This window comes from Ilumatobacter sp. (assembly GCF_030065885.1).
In the GTDB taxonomy this organism is placed as follows: domain Bacteria; phylum Actinomycetota; class Acidimicrobiia; order Acidimicrobiales; family Ilumatobacteraceae; genus Ilumatobacter.
The window spans coordinates 1-16,548 of record NZ_JASJCS010000093.1 but is presented as its reverse complement, the minus strand read 5'-3'; the positions used below and the strand labels follow the sequence as shown (position 1 = coordinate 16,548).

Here is a 16,548-nt window from a genome sequence, read left to right as displayed (position 1 = left end):
CGGCCCGATCGCCGTCGAAGCGGAAGTCGTCGCCGTAGGCTGCGCGGAACTCGGGGATGACCGTCGACTGGCAGTGTGTGAGCAGCGCAGCGTCGCCATCGCCGGTCCAACCGAGCCGTACGGGCGTCGACTCGTTGCCGTGAGGTGATCGGTAGCTCGGCTGGCCCCACTTGACCTCCTCGACGAGGGGCCACGCACCTTCGTCCCGTGCGACGTGGTGGACGAGTGCGCGCAGCTGATCGACGCGGTCTCGCAACTCGACGGGAACGGTGCGCAGCCAGTCGGCGACGGCGGAGACCGGGGGCGGGACCTCGTCGCTCACGCTTCCAGTCTGGCCGACGCCGACGGCGTCGTTCCGTTCACGTTGTGTCTGACACAACTTGAAACGTCGGTTAGGTCGTGTGGAGTTCGACGACGTCGCCGTCGGCGAGCACGTGGTCGGCGCCCACCTGCTGGCCGTCGAAGGTGGCGCCTCCCCACAGACGGGCGTGATGGAAGCCCGCCGCGATGTCCTTGTGCACCAGGCGGGCGAGGTCGAGGACGGTGCCACCCTTGCGGAGCGTGTTGGGGCGGTCCATGTCGGGCGGCTGGTGGGGGATCTTGGTGTAGACGCGCACCACGGCCAAGTGCGTGAAGAGCCACTCGGCCAGCTCGTCGAGACCCTGGCCGGTGTGGGCAGATGTGGCGATGGCGTCGTAGGTGTAGCCGGTCAGCTCGCGGAAGACCTCGAGCTCGCCGGCGACGTCATCGATTGCGTCGGCGTGGTTGGCGACGACGAGCGTGGGCAACTGCTTGGCGAACGGATCGTCGCTGTCGACCTCGATGCCGTGGACGTCGTGGTCGTCGTCGACCGGCCAGGCATCGGAGAGGTGGACGTGGCGTACGGCGAGGATGTCGTGGAGCTCGACCACGTCGGCGACGCATCCGGCGTGCCCGAGATCGATGACGAGACATGCGGCATCGGCGGGCTGCAGCGTGTTGGCGATCCAGGGGATCTCGTGCGTCGACGCCACCGACGGCACGTCGACGAGCTGGATGGTGATGTCGTCGTAGGGGAGCATGCCCGGCGTCGGCCACTGGGTGGCGAAGGGGTGTTCACCGACGTCGGCATGGGAACCGGTGAGCCGGGCGTGCAGCGCCGACTTGCCGGTGTTGGGCGGTCCGATCAGCGCGACCTGGGCGGCGCCTTCGGGTCGGAAGACCGTCGGCGGCCCGGTGCTGGCGCCGCGCTTGCGGGGTCCGGCGAGCTCGTCGGTGAGCTCCTTGATGCGCGTCTTGATGTCGGCCTGGAGATGTTCGGTCCCCTTGTGCTTGGGGATGCTGCGGTGCATCTCCCGCAGGTGCTCGAGCTTCTCCTGAGGGTCCCGGGCCCGCCGGAAGGCCTCCTCCGCCTTCTTGTACTCGGGCGAGACGTTGGTGGGCACGGCTCCAGGCTAGGAGACGCCCGCGCGCCGGCACTCGGCGAGGCGCGACGGCCACGTTTCACGTTGTGTCTGACACAACGTGAAACGTCGGGTGCTCTGTCAGTCGGTCTCCTGCGTCGACGTGAGGGTCGGTGGGGTGTTGCTCGCGTAGCGTCGGAACAGCTCGGGCTCGGCGTTCTGCAGGCGCGCCGGCGGAAGACCGGCGAGGATCGCCTCGAGGTCGTCACAGACCATCTCGCCGATCTCCCACAGGCCTTCGCGCACCGACCCGGCGCGGTGCGCCGACAACACGACGCCGTCGACCGACCGGACGGGATGATCGGGTGCGAGCGGTTCGGTCGGGACCACGTCGGTGGCCACGCGGAACCTGCCCTGCGCGGCCATCTCGGTCATCGCCTCGAAGTCGATGACATGTGTCCGGCTGAGCAGCACGAGCACGGCGTCGGGACGGATCAGTTCGAGCTTCTCGCGCGACAGCATCGCCTCGTTCTGGGAGGTGGGTACGGCGGTGACGTAGATGATCCGGCTGGTCGTCAGGATCTCATCCAGCGACGCCGGTGCCACGCCGTGATGTCGCAGGAGGCCATCGTTGAGCCACGGGTCGTAGGCCGAGATCGTCGTGTTGAACGGCGCGAGGAGCTCCGTGAGTGCGCGCGAGATGCCGCCATATCCGATGAAGCCGACCGGCTGGTCGTGGAGCAGGAACGTGTCGGTGTTGCCGGCGTGGAGGTACCGTTCGGTGCCGTGGCGGAACTCACGGTCGCCCTGCACGACGCCCCGCGACACCGCCAGCGTCAACGCGAGGCCCATCTCGGCGACCTGGCGTCCGAATGCCGGGGCGACGCCGAGCACCCGGATGTGTTCCCGTTGACAGCGGTCGATGTCGAGGTCGAGCGGGAAGGCACCCGACACGTCGATGATCGCCCGTAGTGCGGCCGCACCGTCGAGGGTGTAGTGGTCTCGCCAGGCACCGGCGATGACGACGTCGGCAGTGGGGAGCGCCTCCAGGAACTCACCCGCTGGCATCACGTCGTCGCGGCCCCAGACGACCTCGGCGAGATCGTGGAGCCGTTTCAGGTCGGGCTCGGAGAAGATCTCCGACATCGTTCGGGGGAACGGGTCGACGATCACACGTGGCTTGCTCATCGCCGTCCTATCCCTTGACCGCTCCGGTGAGCAATCCCCGCACGAAGCTGCGCTGGAGGATGGCGTACACGATGACGACGGGGGCGGCGACGATGACCGAGGCCGCAGCGAGACCCGTGATGTCGGTGGTGAAGTCACCGCGGAAGAACGTCAGCCCGAGCGGAGCGGTGAGGCCGTCCTGGCTGCTGATCATCACGAGGGGCAGCAGATACGCGTTCCACGACCACATCCCGGTGAGGACGATCAGGGTGGTGATCGCCGGCCGCGCGATCGGCACGAGGACGCGCCACAGCGTCTGCCACGACGTCGCGCCGTCGATGGCCGCGGCGTCGATCAGGTCCTTCGGGACGCCGGCGAAGAACGTCCGCATCCAGAACACGCCGAAGCCGAGGTAGATCGCGATCTGGGGGACGATCAGCGACTGCAGCGTGTCGGTCTGGCCGATCTCACGGAACGTGTAGAACCAGGAGATCACGACGGACTCGAACGGGAGCACCAGCGACAACAGGAACGTGTAGAACAACACGTTCCTGCCGCGGAACTCCATGGTGCCGAACGCGTAGCCCGCCAGCACCGAGAGGAGCGTGGCGCCGATCACCGTGCCGATCGTGACCAGCACGCTGTTCCACATGAAGGTCGAGAACTGGGCCGTCTCCCAGGCATCGCCGAAGTTGCCGAGCTCGATCGAGTCGGGCACGCCGAAGGTCGTGCTGTTGTCGCCCTCGGGGCGGATCGAGGTGAGCAGGACGAGCACGACCGGGATCAGCGTGTAGATCGCCATGATGCCGAGCACCACGTGTCCGACGAGGTTGAAGCGACGTGATCTCATCGTGCGCTCACCCGGTCCGATCGATTCGTCCGATGAGGTACGTCGCGCCGAACACGATCACCGTCAGAATCGTCGCGACTGCGGCGGCCGACCCGATGGCGCCCTGGCGGAAGGCCCGCTCGTAGATGTCGAGAGCCGGCACCTGGGTCGACGTGCCGGGGCCGCCCTTGGTCATGATGAACGCCAGGTCGAACGTGCGCAGCGCGGCGATGACCGTGAGCGTCAGCGAGACGACGAACTCACCTCGGAGGCCGGGCAGGGTCACGTGCCACAGCTGCGCCCAGTATCCGCCGCCGTCGGTCTTGCAGGCTTCGTAGAGTTCGATCGGGATCCGCTGCGCGCCCGACAGGAAGAGGACGAAGACGAACCCCGTCATCAGCCAGGTGCCGACGAAGCCCAGTGCGGGGAGCGCCCACGTGAAGTCGCCGAGCCACGCGCGTTCCCACGAGTCGAGCCCGACCGCGCCGAGGAACTGGTTCACGACGCCGTCCGAGCCGTAGATCCAGCCCCAGACGATCCCGACGACGGCCATGGTGATGACCTGGGGGATGAAGAGCACGCTCCGGTAGAAGCCCAGGCCTCGCATGTCGCGAGCGCCGATCATGATCGACACCGCGATCAGTGCGAGCGCGATCGGGAAGACCGAGAAGAACAGGATCAGCACGAGCGTGTGCCGGAACGAAGCACGCAGTTCTGCGTCGGTGAGCGCGTCGGTGTAGTTCGACAGCCCGACGAACTCCATCTCGTTGAGGCCGTCCCACTCGACGAACGACAGGTAGATCGTGTGGAGGAACGGGCCGATGACCAGCGCCGCGAACACGACGGCCGGGGCGGCGAGGTACAGATACGGCGTCGCCGTCCGGCGCCGACGACCGGACGGAGCCTGCCGTCCGGGGCTGCCGGACCGCCCAGAGCCGAGCTCCGGGCGGTCCGTCGTCGAGTCTGCGCCGACCGCGTGGGCTGTCGACATCGCTACCCGGCGATCTCTGCCTCGTACGCCGACTGGACGTCGTTGACGTAGTCCTCCGGGCTGACTCGATCGGCGAAGATCTCCTGCAGCCCGGCGACGATCGGGTCGGCATCCGCGAGCGCGAAGTCGAGATAGGGCACGAGCACGCCTCCGGCGGCGACCTGACCCAGCGCCGTCGAGACATCGGCTGCGAGCGATCCCTCGCCCGTCGAGCCACCGGTCGCGGCCGGCAACTGGCCGGCCGCGGACAGCACCTCTGCGGCCTCGGCGTTGGTCAGGAAGTCGATGAACTCGACCGCGAGGTCGGGGTGATCGGTCGAGCTCGACACGTGCAGCGGGCTCGACAGCGCACCGGTCGCCGCGGGCGGCTCACCATCGACTCGGGGCATCGCGAAGAACCCGATCTCGGCGTCCTGGTAGGCACCGACCAGCCACGACCCGGCGAAGTAGTACAGCGCCTCGCCGTTGGTGAACTGCGCGGTGGAGTCGTCGTAGCTGAGCCCGTTGAGGTCGTCGTTGATGTAGCCGGCGTTGGCCCACTCCTGCACCTTCGCAGCGGCGTCGATGTTGCCCTGGGTCGCGAAGCTCGCGCCCTCCGTCCGCAGCACCCAGTCGTAGTTCTCCTGGCCGGGCGCGATCGCGTTCTGCACGACGTTGTAGAGATGCCCGCCGGGCCACTTGTCGATGTTGCCCGCGAGGATCGGGAGCACCTCCGCGTCGGCAGCGGTGGCGAGCGACGCCTCGAAGTCCTCGAAACTGGCGGGCGGCAACTCGATGCCGAGGTCGGCTGCGATCGTCTTGTTGTAGTACACGCCGACGATCTCGTTGGTCGGCGAGAGGCCCCAGAGCGGACCGTCGCCCCACCGCTGGCCGTCCTCGGAGAAGCTGTTGATCTGGAGCGCCGACTCACCGAACAGGGCGTTCCAACCGTACTGCTCCTCGTAGGGGTCGAGGTTCAGGACCACCCCGGCTTCGACCATCGGGCCGTCGACGGTGTAGCCGGCGTTGCCCTGGAAGATGTCGGGCGGATCGTCGCCGCTCACGGTGAGCAGGATGGTGTCGAGGTAGTCGGCGAACGACCGGGTGTTCCGCTCGATCGTGACCCCGGGGTTCGCGGCTTCGAACTCGGCGATCCGCGCGTCGAAGATCGGGCTCAGTTCGCCGGTCTCGTTGTCGATCATGACCAACGTGATCTCTTCCGCGGACTCCTCGCCGGCGTCGGCCGGTGCGTCCTCCTCCGCCGCGGGGTCGTCCTCGGACGCCGCTGGTTCGTCGGCGGGTTCGGCGTCATCGTCGTCGTCATCCCCGCACGCCGCGGCGACGAGCGCGATCGCTGCCAGCGGCGCCAGCACACGTAGCCGACGTGATCGCTTCCTGGTCTTGATCATGGTGCCCCCTTGTTGCTCTCGACGACGGCGGGTCTGCCGACGTCCCCTCTCGGCCGAACCCCCAGCGAATCCGACCGGTATGTAAGAGCTATCATCTCTCTTACATTTCCATACATCGTCGCGTCGAGGCCGCAGGTTCGTCAAGGCCGGGGTCGAGTTCGTGGCCGGGAGGAGCACATCCGTGGGAGGTGGCGAACCGATATGGTCGCAGTGGTGGACGCGGGAGGTCGGCCCGCGATGAGCGGGCGCAAGCGGGTGACGATGGACGACATCGCGGCCGCGGCCGGGGTCTCGAACGCCACCGTGAGCCGTGCGCTCAACGGCCTACCGAACGTCACGCCTGCGACCCGCGATCACGTCATCGCCACCGCCCGTGAGCTCGGGTATCGGCCCGACAACCGGGCGCAACTCGCCGTCACGCGGCGGCGCCGGCTCGGCACGATCGCCGTCGTGCTGCCGCTGCTCGACCAGTGGTTCTACGCCAAGATTGCGGCGGCGATCGAGGAGACGCTCGGCGGGGCCGGCTACGAGGTGCAGTGGTACACGCTGGCTCGGCTGCCGGGCGGCCGCGACGACCTCTTCGACAGCGTGCTGACGCTCGACGGCATCGACGGCGTCATCGCCGTCTCGTTCCCGCTGCTGCCCCGCGACGAGGAGTACGCGCTGACGTCGGGTCTTCACATCGTGGCGGTCAACTCCAACGAGTCACGTCTCCCGATCGTGCGCATCGACGACGAGCGTGCGGCAGCGACCGCCGTCCAGCACCTGATCAACCTGGGCCACACCCGCATCGGTTGCATCACGGCGCTGCGTGACGACCCGATCGGGTTCGGGCAGACGATCCTCAAGACGCGGGGGTACCGCGACACGCTCGCCGCCGCCGGGCTCGAGGTCGACGAGTCGCTGATCCTGCCGGGCAACCTGACCACGGCCGGCGGGGCCGACGCGATGGCGACCATGCTCGCGACGTCGAACCCGCCGACGGCCGTGTTCTCGATCGCCGACGAGATGGCGATCGGCGCCGCTCACACCGTGCGGCGGCTCGGGCTCTCGGTCCCCGACGACGTCTCGATCGTCGGCTTCGACGACCACGACCTGGCGCACTACTTCGACCTCACCACGGTCAGACAGGACGTCGCCGGGCTGGGTGTCGCCGCCGCCGAGAAGCTCAAGCGGCTCATGCAAGGTGAGTCGGTACCGACCGAGACCGTGCTCCCGACACAGCTCGTACTGCGCGACACCACGGCACTCGCACGCCAGCGCCACGCCCTGAGCTGACCGGTCGGTGCTGTCAGCCGTTTCACGTTGTGTCTGACACAACGTGAAACGGGAACGGGCCGCGGGCCGCTCCCGCCGCTAGAAGAGCGTGTCCTGGAGCGGGGGCGAGAGGGTCGACGTGTCGAGCTCGAACAGCTGGTCGAGCTCGGTGATCGGTACCGCACCGCGACGGATGAGATCGTCGTTGCCGTCCTTGGCTCCCGCACCTGGCCTCGACACCCTCACGCACCCGGCCGACCGGGCCCGACAGGGTGCAGCCATTCAGCCAGCGATCCGACATCGCCGCCATCGCCCCGTCGTCGTCACCGGCCTCGAGCGCCGCGATGGTTCGGCAACGCCACATACCCTCGCAACGTCGTGCGGTTGCGGGCACGGGCCGTGTCGACGTCGTCGTCGATCACCGTCGGGATCATGTTGCCGATCTGGAACCCGTCCGCCAGTGCTTGTTGCGCGAACCGCTGCGTCACGGGTTACTAGAGATGGAGGGGCTGATCGACTGATGGGAACGTTCGAGGCGCTGGTCGAGAGGGTGGAACCCGACCTCCGCCGCGCGCTCGCCGGACACGTCGATCGGAGCAGCGTCGAAGACGCAGTCGCCGAGGCGCTGGCGTACGCCTGGGAGAACCGTGATCGGGTGCTCGCGATGGAGAACCCGACTGGGTACCTGTTCCGCGTCGCGCAGTCGCGGTCGCGGCGTCGGCGGGAGGGCCTGATCGAGTGGAGCGGCGAGCGGGAGCTCCCCGACGTCGAGCCCGGACTCCCGGAGGCACTGGCGGGCCTGCCGGCGACGCAGGCGTCGGCGGTGTGGCTCGTCCACGGCTGCGGCTGGTCATACGGAATGGTCGCCGACGCCCTCGACACGTCGGTGAGCGCGATCGGTACACACCTGTCGCGGGGGATGAGACGGCTGCGCCGAGAACTGGGAGCGACGATCGATGGCTGATCTCGAGGCCCAAATCCGGTCGCTGGCCGACCGCAGGTTCGCCGCCACTGCGGCCGTGGAGTTCGCTCCGGACGAGCAGCACGACACGCCCCGGGAGCACAACCAAGTCGCGGGCGCCAAGCCCATCGACGGAACGGAGTTCATCATGCGCTCGAACGAGACCTCGCAGCCGCCGCGCCGCTGGTACGTCCTCGGAGCAGCTGCCGGTCTGATCGCGCTCGTCGTGGTCGGCATCGCGCTGGCGGCTCGCGACGACGATCCGGCTCGGCCGGCAACCACGCTCCCTCCTGCGACCACGCCGGACACCCTTCCCCCCGTCGAGTCGGTCGTTGTGGAATTGGCGGGCGCCGACGGCAACGCAGAGGCCATTGAAGCGTTCGAGACCGTCATCGAGGCATACGAGGCGTTCAACCGCGGCGACGGGATGGGGTGGTCGACCGCTCGGGAAGGCCCCAGTCCGCCGCCCGCCGATCTGGACGATCCGGAGGTGGTGTTCGTCGCTGCAGCGCACGCCGCTGGCGCGCGATACGAGGTCACCTCGTGCGCGTACGAAGGCCTCATCGAGGATCTGGAAGCGAGCGGCGGCGACGAGACCGTGGGTGGTCACCGATTCGCGTGTCAGACGAAGCGGAACGATGCGTTCTCAATGGCTGCGGGCATCGACTTCGACGAGGAGTTCGGCTGGACTGTCGCCAACGGTCAGGTGGTCGACGCCGTCTCGAGCTTCGTCGACCTGAACCGCTTGCAGTCGTTCATGATCCAGCTGCACCGTTGGGTCGCGAGCGAACATCCCGAGACCGCGTTCACCGCGATCGAGTGGTATGGCTATCCGCTGGCGACCGAAGTGCCTGCCGTCCTCGACCTCATGGATGAGTTCCTGGCCGCCAGCGACGTCTACCCGCTGACCGACGAGTAGCGGCGAGCACCGACGGCTCATGACCGGGTCGCTCGACGCGGTGTGGACGTCTGCGTGCTCACGGTGGTGATCGGGCACCGGGTGCCCGGAGCACCGGCCAGACGTCGGTCGGCGGTGACGAGCTCGCAGTCGAGTGCCTCGGCGACGGCTACGTAGGAGGCGTCGTAGGCGGTGAGGTTGTCGCGCAGCTGCCAGACGCGCTGCAACATGCCGACGACGCCGACACGCTGGATGCCGAGCTTGGCCCAGGTCTCGAGGGCACGAAGTGCCTGTCGAGCGTCGATCTCGCCACGCCGGACCTGCGTTCTCAGAGCCTGAACGATCTCGGAGTCGATCAGGTGCGGGGCCGCGAGGGACTCGTCCGACAGCCGCACTCGCGCCTCGCCATCTTCGAGAAGTGCAAGGAGGGCGGCGGAGGCGTCGACGACGATCACCGCTCGGCGCGCCCCTCATCGAGGGCGGCGACAACCGACTCCGCCCCGACGCCAAGATCGGGAAGGCCGGCGAGCAACGCGGCGTTGTCGGCGCGCTGGGCGATCTGTGCGAGCTCACGTGCTGCGAACGCCGACAGCGACATCCCCTCGCGTGCCGCCAGCTGCTCGAGCTTCTCGCCCACCTCGTCGGGCACGTTGCGCACGTAGAGCGTCCTCATGCGAGACGATGCTAGCAATCTGCTTGCAGTTCGTGAAGGCGATTGGCTGGCCATGCCGCCATCGTGAAGGAGGGATGTCACGTTCACGTTGTGTCTGACACAACGTGACACGACGGGACGACGGTGGGGTTGGTGACGCCGGCGTCGAACCAGGCCTCGACACCCGCACGCACCCGACCGACCGGGCCCGACAAGGTGCAGTCATCCAGCCAGCGATCCGACATCGCCGCCACCACCCCATCGTCATCACCGGCCTCGAGCGCCGCCGCGACGGCGGCCATCTCGTCGCCAGAGCCGGGATCCACCCAATAGTTCCGTCAGTTCGGCAACGCCACATACCCCCGCAACGTCTTGCGGTTGCGGGCACGGGCCGCGTCGAGGTCGTCGTCGATCACTGTCGGGATCATGTTGCCGACCTGGAACCTGCCCGCCAGCTGATCGTCACCGACCAGCGACAACGAGTGCGCCATCCGGCTCCGCGACGCGTTCGCCCTCACCGCACCATCGCCCACCTCGACCGCCAACGCCACCATCTTGTCGCGAGGGCGCCGCCAGATCGACCGGCGGCAACCCACCCGTGTGCTCGGCCGCCGTGCGCATCGTGGCCACGTCGTCGCGCATGTCGCTCAACGGGCGACCCACCCCGACACCGAGCCGCCGGATCACCGGCCCATGGGTGACACCGACACCGAGCCGGAACCGACCCGGCAACCTCGTGCAGAGAGCTCGCCGACGTCGCCAACGCCACCGGATGCTGGAGATAGATCGGCTGGATCGACGTCCCGAACCCGATCGTCGACGTCGAATGAGCGATCGACAAGCACAACCCCATCGCATCACCGAACGACGGACAGCAGATCTCCGCAAACCCCGCTCGCTCAAGCAGCGCCGAGGAACTGGTGCCACCGTCGCTCGAGCAGGTCCCGCCTGGGACGATCCGACGGGCGCGTAGGGACGATCAGCCGCTGACCGTGTACTTCCTGGAGTCCATGGCGGAGCATTGGTCCATCGATCTCGTCCAGCAGATCGTCGCGAAGACAAAGGACTCCGTCCGGCCGGACCCCGAGGATGTCGTGGTCGTAGGCGGCGTGGTGGATCTTGCAGAGCGACAAGCCGTTGTCGACCGTCGACGGGCCGTCTTCCGCGAACGCAACGATGTGCGCAGCGTCGAGCAGCTCATCGTGCCGGAGTCGGCACACCGAGCACGAGTGGCGATACGCCCGCAGGACCCGCTGACGGAACGTCGCCTGGTCGAGTCGCTGCTTGGTGAGACGCGTGTAGAAGCGTTGTTCGGCGGCATCCGCAACCGCCGGCGAGAGGTCCGGCCGAATGCGGGCCGGGTCGAAGATGGCGACAGACACGGCCAGCTCTGAAGGATGATCACCAACGATCAGCACAGGCCACGACGCGAGGTACAGCCCGACATCGATGCCGTGGAGATAGACGAGCGGGACCTGCTGCCGGAAACACTCCCGAAGCCATTCGTTCCTGTAGCCGCCGGTGTCGGTGCCTTCGTACCGATAGCGCAGCAGTCCTTCATCGGTGACCTCGTCGTCGTAAGGCGCCGGGCCGCCGGCTCGCGGTGGGGCTGTTGCTATCGATAGAGGCAGACGCGCCTGCCGCGGCTTCCAGATTCCCTTCTGTCCGATGAGCGTCACCGCCTCGCCATCGTGCACGAACCCCCGCTGGAGTTCCGACCAGGAGACCGGAAGCTTGCCTCCGTCGGTGACGCGATTCAGCCACATGAACGCGGCGGTCCGCAAGGCGATATCGGGGGCGTCGAGGTTCATGCCAATCCGAAGTCTCCCATGTCGGCCAGCACATGCATTGGCCCCTAGATGCCCAACGAATCGCGAACCCAGGTAATGGACTTGGAGAGCCCGAGACTCAGGTCGGCGTCGACTCGCGAGCGGTAGGCGTCGACGGCGACGACTCGTTCGGTGCCAGCCTTCTGTTGCGCAATGGCTAGGTACAGCGGGTACAGGAACGGGTGCGAGTCGCCGGTCGTGGCGGTGTGCCAGTCAGGGACCCCGAGCGCTCCCAGCTGGCCGCGGTACTTCTCCTTGGCCGAGTCCGACGTCACCCGGTCGTAGCTGGCGATCACCTTGTCGAGTCGCTTCGCCGGCTCGACGGCCTTCATCCTCGATCGCAGCATGCCACCGTCGACGGCGACGGGAGTTCGATCGGGTTCTGCGTCGAGACCGGTGACGAACGTGCCGGCGATCAGGTCGTAGACCGCCCACGCGGACGAGGTGCGCGTCTGGCGGCGGACGAGCTTCATCTTCATCAGCGTGAGTTGGACGACTGATACCGGGATCCACACCGAGCCGCTCCACACGACCTCTTCTCGACCGATGCCGAAGCGGCCGCTGGCCTCCTTCTCGAGAAGCCGGGCGGCGCCGTCCTCGTCAAGCAGCCGCGGGAAACCGACTTCCTCGACCATCGGGCGGTTCTGCAGACCGAGCACTGGCACTCTGCCGAGTCGTGGTTCGAGCTCGTCGGGCCCCCACACGATGATGCCGAGCTCGTCAGCGGCGGCGAGCGCCCCGGGCCGTGCGCCGTTCAGCGAGACGACGATGCCATGACCGAGCCCGAGGTCGCGCCGCACGTAGTCGGACTTCGTGACGACGTCCTTCTCGATCGGGCTCGCCCACGCCTTGCACTCGATCGCGACCGACACAGTGAGCAGCTCATCCGTCTTCTCGGCGAGCACGTCGACCTCGTGGCTGGTGCCGCTCTTGCCCTCCCGCACCACGTTGGTCCGCACCTGGTAGCCAGCAGCAGCGAAGACGGCGGCGATCTGCTGCTCGAGCTCCGTCCCCTTCTCGAGATCTGTTCGAGCCGGCCTCTTCGGAACGGAAGGGGTGGGGGAAGGCTCGGCAGCAGAGTCGACGGTGAGCTGCGCACCGACCGGCCGGCACGTCGTGCACGTGATCTTCTTGCCCTGCGAGGCCTCGGAGTCGTACCACGCCTTGGTCTTCTGATCGATGCGAACCCCGCATTCAGCACAGCTCCCCGCGAACCGCAATGGCATCAGTTTCATATCCGCCTTCCCGTCGGGTTGATGACATCACAGCCCGCTTGACGGTCTTCCCGCAAGCCGATGGGAAGAGATATCGCCCGGTCGCTTCACAAGTCGATACGAAAGTCCCTAGCGCAAGCCCTCTCGATGAAGCTGGAATACTCATCACGGACGTGGCGGGACCCGTCCGGTTCGGAGGCGCGATGAGTAACTGGGATCCTCCCCAGGCGGGCGACACACCGGAGATTCCGGTCACGGCGGCGGAGACAGCGACGCCGTTCTGGAAACGGAAATACCGGCGCCTGCCGGTGTGGGGTTGGGCGTTGGTCGGTCTTGTCGGACTGTCAGCGTCGTCGGCGGCATTCGCGCCGGGTGACGACGACCAGTTGGCAACCCTCGGCGAATCCACGAGCACCACACTCGCTGCCAGCCAGTTCGCTGACATCGAGTCGCCGACGACCGAATCAGCGGCAACAGCTACGCCACTGACGACCACGCCTGTCACCGTCCCGCCGACGGATCCGGCTCCAACGACAACTGTCGCACCGGCGACCACCGAGGCGCCGACGACCGCTGCTCAGCCCGAGCCGACCACGGCCAGCACGATCGCAGAGACGACCCTGCCTCCGACGACCACAACAACCACGCCGCCGACGACGACCCAAGCGACCGCAGTGCCTGCGGTCGAGATCGCAATCCGATTCGACGCCGACGGCAACGACAACCAGAACAAGAACGACGAGTGGGTCCGATTCGGCAACATCGGGTCCTCCGCGTTGGACATGACCAGCTGGGTCGTCGAGGACGAGGGACCAAATCACCGCTACCGGTTCGGTGCAATCGTGCTGCAACCCGGTGAGTCTGTGACGCTGTTCAGCGGCTGTGGAGCCGATGACTCCTTCAACGTCTACTGGTGCAACTCTGGATCGGCCGTCTGGAACAACAGCGGCGACACCGTGTCGCTCTACGACGACACCGGCGCGCTCATCGCCCAGCGATCTGGCTAGGGATCGAGCGACTGAAGCCGAGGTGATCGCGGCTAACCCCAGCCGCGGGCGATGACTCGGTCTCGTTCCTCCTCGTCTTTGATCGCGTCGGTGCTGACCGGGGTGCGCCACCAGAAGACGCTCTCGTCGCCCTTCGTTTCGTACACCGGGTGGTCGCTGGGGTCGATGGACACTCGGCAGATGTCTTCTCCTTCGATGGTGAAGAAGTCCCAGTCGACCAAGGTGGCGGCTGACTTGCCGAGGCGGTCCAACAGGTTCTTGAGGTGCTGACCCCAGAGGTCTCGGTCGCCCCGTTCGCCTCGCTTGCTGAAGGTGGCGTAGTCGGCTTCGAGGCCGTAGATGCCTCCGTCGTCGGTGACGCCGACGAGCAGGGTGCCGCCGTACTTGCTGTTGGCGAAGCCGGCGATGGTCTTCACGACGGCGTCTTCCATGACCTTGCTCTTCTCGCCGCGGTTGACGTCCCACCGCAGCGTCGACTTGTACTCGAGGAAGCTCGTCTCGCCGTCGGGTTGGATCAGCTCGCCGATCGGGCACGTCCGCTGACGCGCCACCTTCGCCTGGGCGTAGATCTTCGGGCCGCTGCGTTCGAGCCAGGCCGCCTGCAGCTCGGGGTTGTCGAGCGTGGTGAGGACGAGCTCCTCGTTGAGCTTCATCCGGTTGATCAGCTGCGACTGCCACTGCGCGTCGAGGCCGGCCATGAACCGTTCGAGCTCGTTGGCGCCGGCCTGCATCTGGATCTCTTCGTCGGCGACGAGGTCGGCGTCGACCTGATCGAACACGACGGCGTCGTTCTCGGAGATACCGATACCGAACCGCTCGTTGAACCGCTTGATGATCTCCGACAGCGGCACTTCTTCGACCAGCGGCGTGCGGCCGGAGCCGCCGTAGAAGGTCCCGACGTCAGGCCCGCCTTCATCGAGCGATGCGTCGCCCTCCCACTGCTTCTCCATCCGCAGATGGGTGAGCTCGACCGAGTCGCCGAGGTCCACACCGCCCAACGACTCTCGCTTCAGGAGCTGCAGGAGCCGCCGGCAGAACAGGTAGCCGCGCTCCAGCTTGATGTCGGTGAACGAAACAACCTGAGAGAGAAACGCGTAGACCCTCGTGAAGCGCGTCAGTACGTCGCGGAACTCGTCCTGGCCCTCCTTCGACAACGCACCAAACCGCTGCACTGCGGGCTGCATCACGGAGTGGATGCGTTCGTGGTTCTTCTCCGGGTCGGTAAGCAGCAGGCCGATCATCGTCTCGATCTCATCGCCCCGCAAGACGTCGAAAGGCCCCAGCTCGGCGTGGGTGTCACAGCAGGTGCGGGTCGGTCGGGGGCGCGTGCGTCCGCACGTACCACTGCGCGAAGGAGTCTTGGATCTGTTCGTGGTCGTTGCGGAAGTCGAGCACGAAGGTGCCGGTCTTCTGCGGGTGCGTCCGGTTCAACCGCGACAGCGTCTGCACGGCCGCCAAGCCGGTCAGCGTCTTGTCGACGTACATCGCGTAGAGCTTCGGTTGGTCGAAGCCGGTCTGGTACTTCTCGGCGACGACGAGGATCTGCCAGTCGTCGGAGTCGAACCGGCGGGGCGTCTCCGACTCGGGGAAGCCGTTCACCTTCGACTCGGTCCACTCCTCGCCCTCGTCCTCCAACTTGCCGGAGAAGGCGCACAGCACGCCGACGTCGCCGATGCCGTGCTCGGCGCAGTACTTGTCGAGCGCCCGCTTGTACCGCAGCGCGTGCAGCCGGGAGGCGGTGACCACCATCGCCTTCGCCTGCCCACCGATCTTCCCCGCCACGTGCGAGCGGAAGTGGTTGACGATCACGTCGGCGCGCTGAGCGAGGTTGTGCTCGTGCAGTGACACGAAGCGGGCGACCGCGGCGCTCGCCCGCGACTTGTCGAAGTCGGGGTCCTCCGCAACCGCCTTCTCGATACGGAAGTACGTGTCGTAGGTGACGTAGTTGGCGAGGACGTCGTGGATGAAGCCCTCCTCGATCGCCTGGCGCATCGAGTAGAGGTGGAACGGCTCGTACTTGCCGGTGTCGCCCCGCTGCCCGAACAGTTCGAGGGTGCGGCCCTTGGGGGTGGCGGTGAAGGCGAAGAACGACATGTTCGACTGCCGGCCGCGGGCGGCGACCTCCTCGGCGAGCAGGTCTTGCACCGGGTCGGGCACCTCGTCGACCAGTGAGGCCTCGGCGGCTTCGGCCGCAGCGAGCTCCGCCCCCACATCGCCGGCGCCGCCGCCGAGCACCTTCTTCATCTCCTTGGCGGAGTCGCCGGTCTGGGAGGAGTGGGCCTCGTCGATGATGACGGCGTAGCGGCGGGCCTTGAGCTCCTCGACGTGTTGCATCACGAACGGGAACTTCTGGATCGTGGTGATGACGATGCGGGCCCGCTCGCCGGCGAGCGCCTCGGCGAGCTGCTTGGAGTCTTGGTCGATCTTCTCGACGACGCCGTGGGTGTGCTCGAACTGGTAGATCGTCTCCTGCAGCTGCCGGTCGAGCACGAGCCGGTCGGTGATGACGACGACCTTGTCGAACACCTTGTGGTCGTCGGCGTCGTGGAGCGACGAGAGCCGGTGGGCGAGCCAGGCGATCGTGTTCGACTTGCCCGACCCGGCCGAGTGCTGCACGAGGTACGACTGCCCGGCGCCGTGCTCGCGGGCGTGGGCGACGAGCTGGAGGACGGCGCTCCACTGGTGGTAGCGGGGGAAGAGCGTGACCTTCTTGCCGGCGTCGTCGGTGGTGGTGAGGACGAATCGGTGGAGCAGGTCGAGCCAGGCGTCGCGCTGCCAGACCTCTTCCCACAGGTAGCCGGTGCGGTAGCCGGGGCGTTGGGGGTTGCCGGCCCGGTCGCCGTCGCCCCGGTTGAAGGGGAGGAAGCGGGTGCTGTCGCCCGACAGGCGGGTGGTCATGAAGACCTGTTCGGTGTCGACGGCGAAGTGGACGATCGCCCGCCGCAGCAGCGCGTTGCGAGGGTCGCGGTCGCG

General features: G+C 67.3%; 21 protein-coding genes. 4 read left to right on the top strand and 17 right to left on the bottom strand.

Annotation, left to right across the window (positions count from 1 at the left end; all coding sequences use genetic code 11):
* The 6 genes from QNJ12_RS17650 to QNJ12_RS17625 all read right to left on the bottom strand — a co-directional run.
* A partial coding sequence (locus QNJ12_RS17650; protein ID WP_300624585.1) for a DUF1801 domain-containing protein occupies positions 1-322 on the bottom strand: 322 nt, incomplete at its 3' end.
* 70 nt (positions 323-392) lie between these two features.
* On the bottom strand, positions 393-1,424 hold the full coding sequence (locus QNJ12_RS17645; protein ID WP_300624584.1) for a TGS domain-containing protein: 1,032 nt from the start codon (positions 1,422-1,424) through the stop codon (positions 393-395).
* A gap of 99 nt (positions 1,425-1,523) precedes the next feature.
* The gene (locus QNJ12_RS17640) at positions 1,524-2,570 is read right to left on the bottom strand and encodes an NAD(P)-dependent oxidoreductase (protein WP_300624582.1); all 1,047 of its coding nucleotides are present in this window, start codon (positions 2,568-2,570) and stop codon (positions 1,524-1,526) included.
* A gap of 7 nt (positions 2,571-2,577) precedes the next feature.
* Entirely contained in the window at positions 2,578-3,399 is an 822-nt protein-coding gene (locus QNJ12_RS17635; RefSeq protein ID WP_300624580.1) for a carbohydrate ABC transporter permease, read from the bottom strand.
* A gap of 7 nt (positions 3,400-3,406) precedes the next feature.
* Positions 3,407-4,369, bottom strand: a complete 963-nt coding sequence (locus QNJ12_RS17630) for a carbohydrate ABC transporter permease (RefSeq protein ID WP_300624578.1) — start codon at positions 4,367-4,369, stop codon at positions 3,407-3,409.
* A gap of 2 nt (positions 4,370-4,371) precedes the next feature.
* Positions 4,372-5,757 carry an extracellular solute-binding protein gene (locus QNJ12_RS17625; protein WP_300624576.1) on the bottom strand — a complete coding sequence of 462 codons (1,386 nt, stop codon included), beginning with the start codon at positions 5,755-5,757 and terminating at the stop codon, positions 4,372-4,374.
* A 237-nt stretch (positions 5,758-5,994) separates the two neighbouring features.
* Between QNJ12_RS17625 and QNJ12_RS17620 the strand changes: the two genes are divergently transcribed.
* The gene (locus tag QNJ12_RS17620) at positions 5,995-7,035 is read left to right on the top strand and encodes a LacI family DNA-binding transcriptional regulator (RefSeq protein ID WP_300624574.1); all 1,041 of its coding nucleotides are present in this window, start codon (positions 5,995-5,997) and stop codon (positions 7,033-7,035) included.
* 78 nt (positions 7,036-7,113) lie between these two features.
* Here QNJ12_RS17620 and QNJ12_RS17615 read toward each other — a convergent pair whose 3' ends face one another.
* On the bottom strand, positions 7,114-7,254 hold the full coding sequence (locus QNJ12_RS17615) for a hypothetical protein (RefSeq protein WP_300624572.1): 141 nt from the start codon (positions 7,252-7,254) through the stop codon (positions 7,114-7,116).
* A gap of 83 nt (positions 7,255-7,337) precedes the next feature.
* Positions 7,338-7,502 carry a hypothetical protein gene (locus QNJ12_RS17610; protein WP_300624570.1) on the bottom strand — a complete coding sequence of 55 codons (165 nt, stop codon included), beginning with the start codon at positions 7,500-7,502 and terminating at the stop codon, positions 7,338-7,340.
* 32 nt (positions 7,503-7,534) lie between these two features.
* On the opposite strand from QNJ12_RS17610, the gene QNJ12_RS17605 reads away from it, so the two are divergent.
* Both QNJ12_RS17605 and QNJ12_RS17600 read left to right on the top strand, forming a co-directional pair.
* A complete protein-coding gene (locus tag QNJ12_RS17605) occupies positions 7,535-7,978 on the top strand; it encodes a sigma-70 family RNA polymerase sigma factor (RefSeq protein WP_300624569.1) in 444 nt (147 codons plus the stop codon).
* Complete coding sequence (locus QNJ12_RS17600) at positions 7,971-8,894, top strand: hypothetical protein (RefSeq protein ID WP_300624568.1); 924 nt, start codon at positions 7,971-7,973, stop codon at positions 8,892-8,894. The genes QNJ12_RS17605 and QNJ12_RS17600 overlap by 8 nt, the downstream gene beginning before the upstream one ends.
* Positions 8,895-8,911: 17 nt before the next feature.
* Here the strand turns inward: QNJ12_RS17600 and QNJ12_RS17595 are convergent, their stop codons facing one another.
* From QNJ12_RS17595 to QNJ12_RS17570, 7 genes are all read right to left on the bottom strand, one after another.
* Positions 8,912-9,328, bottom strand: a complete 417-nt coding sequence (locus QNJ12_RS17595; protein ID WP_300624566.1) for a type II toxin-antitoxin system VapC family toxin — start codon at positions 9,326-9,328, stop codon at positions 8,912-8,914.
* Positions 9,325-9,546, bottom strand: coding sequence for a hypothetical protein (locus QNJ12_RS17590; protein ID WP_300624564.1), 222 nt, complete (start codon positions 9,544-9,546; stop codon positions 9,325-9,327). The genes QNJ12_RS17595 and QNJ12_RS17590 overlap by 4 nt, the downstream gene beginning before the upstream one ends.
* Positions 9,547-9,629: 83 nt before the next feature.
* Positions 9,630-9,827 carry a hypothetical protein gene (locus tag QNJ12_RS17585; protein ID WP_300624562.1) on the bottom strand — a complete coding sequence of 66 codons (198 nt, stop codon included), beginning with the start codon at positions 9,825-9,827 and terminating at the stop codon, positions 9,630-9,632.
* Positions 9,828-9,863: 36 nt separating this feature from the next.
* Positions 9,864-10,070 carry a hypothetical protein gene (locus QNJ12_RS17580; RefSeq protein ID WP_300624560.1) on the bottom strand — a complete coding sequence of 69 codons (207 nt, stop codon included), beginning with the start codon at positions 10,068-10,070 and terminating at the stop codon, positions 9,864-9,866.
* On the bottom strand, positions 10,040-10,378 hold the full coding sequence (locus QNJ12_RS23780; protein WP_367281808.1) for a hypothetical protein: 339 nt from the start codon (positions 10,376-10,378) through the stop codon (positions 10,040-10,042). Before QNJ12_RS23780 ends, QNJ12_RS17580 begins: the two co-directional genes overlap by 31 nt.
* 46 nt (positions 10,379-10,424) lie before the next feature.
* On the bottom strand, positions 10,425-11,336 hold the full coding sequence (locus tag QNJ12_RS17575; RefSeq protein ID WP_300624558.1) for an HNH endonuclease: 912 nt from the start codon (positions 11,334-11,336) through the stop codon (positions 10,425-10,427).
* A 44-nt stretch (positions 11,337-11,380) separates the two neighbouring features.
* Positions 11,381-12,589, bottom strand: a complete 1,209-nt coding sequence (locus QNJ12_RS17570) for a restriction endonuclease (RefSeq protein ID WP_300624556.1) — start codon at positions 12,587-12,589, stop codon at positions 11,381-11,383.
* 38 nt (positions 12,590-12,627) lie between these two features.
* Between QNJ12_RS17570 and QNJ12_RS17565 the strand changes: the two genes are divergently transcribed.
* Complete coding sequence (locus tag QNJ12_RS17565; protein ID WP_300624554.1) at positions 12,628-13,575, top strand: lamin tail domain-containing protein; 948 nt, start codon at positions 12,628-12,630, stop codon at positions 13,573-13,575.
* A 32-nt stretch (positions 13,576-13,607) separates the two neighbouring features.
* On the opposite strand, the gene QNJ12_RS17560 is transcribed toward QNJ12_RS17565, so the two are convergent.
* A complete protein-coding gene (locus QNJ12_RS17560) occupies positions 13,608-14,816 on the bottom strand; it encodes a helix-turn-helix domain-containing protein (protein ID WP_300624552.1) in 1,209 nt (402 codons plus the stop codon).
* 55 nt (positions 14,817-14,871) lie between these two features.
* Positions 14,872-16,548: DEAD/DEAH box helicase family protein (locus tag QNJ12_RS17555; RefSeq protein WP_300624550.1), on the bottom strand; the 1,677-nt coding region annotated here is incomplete at its 5' end.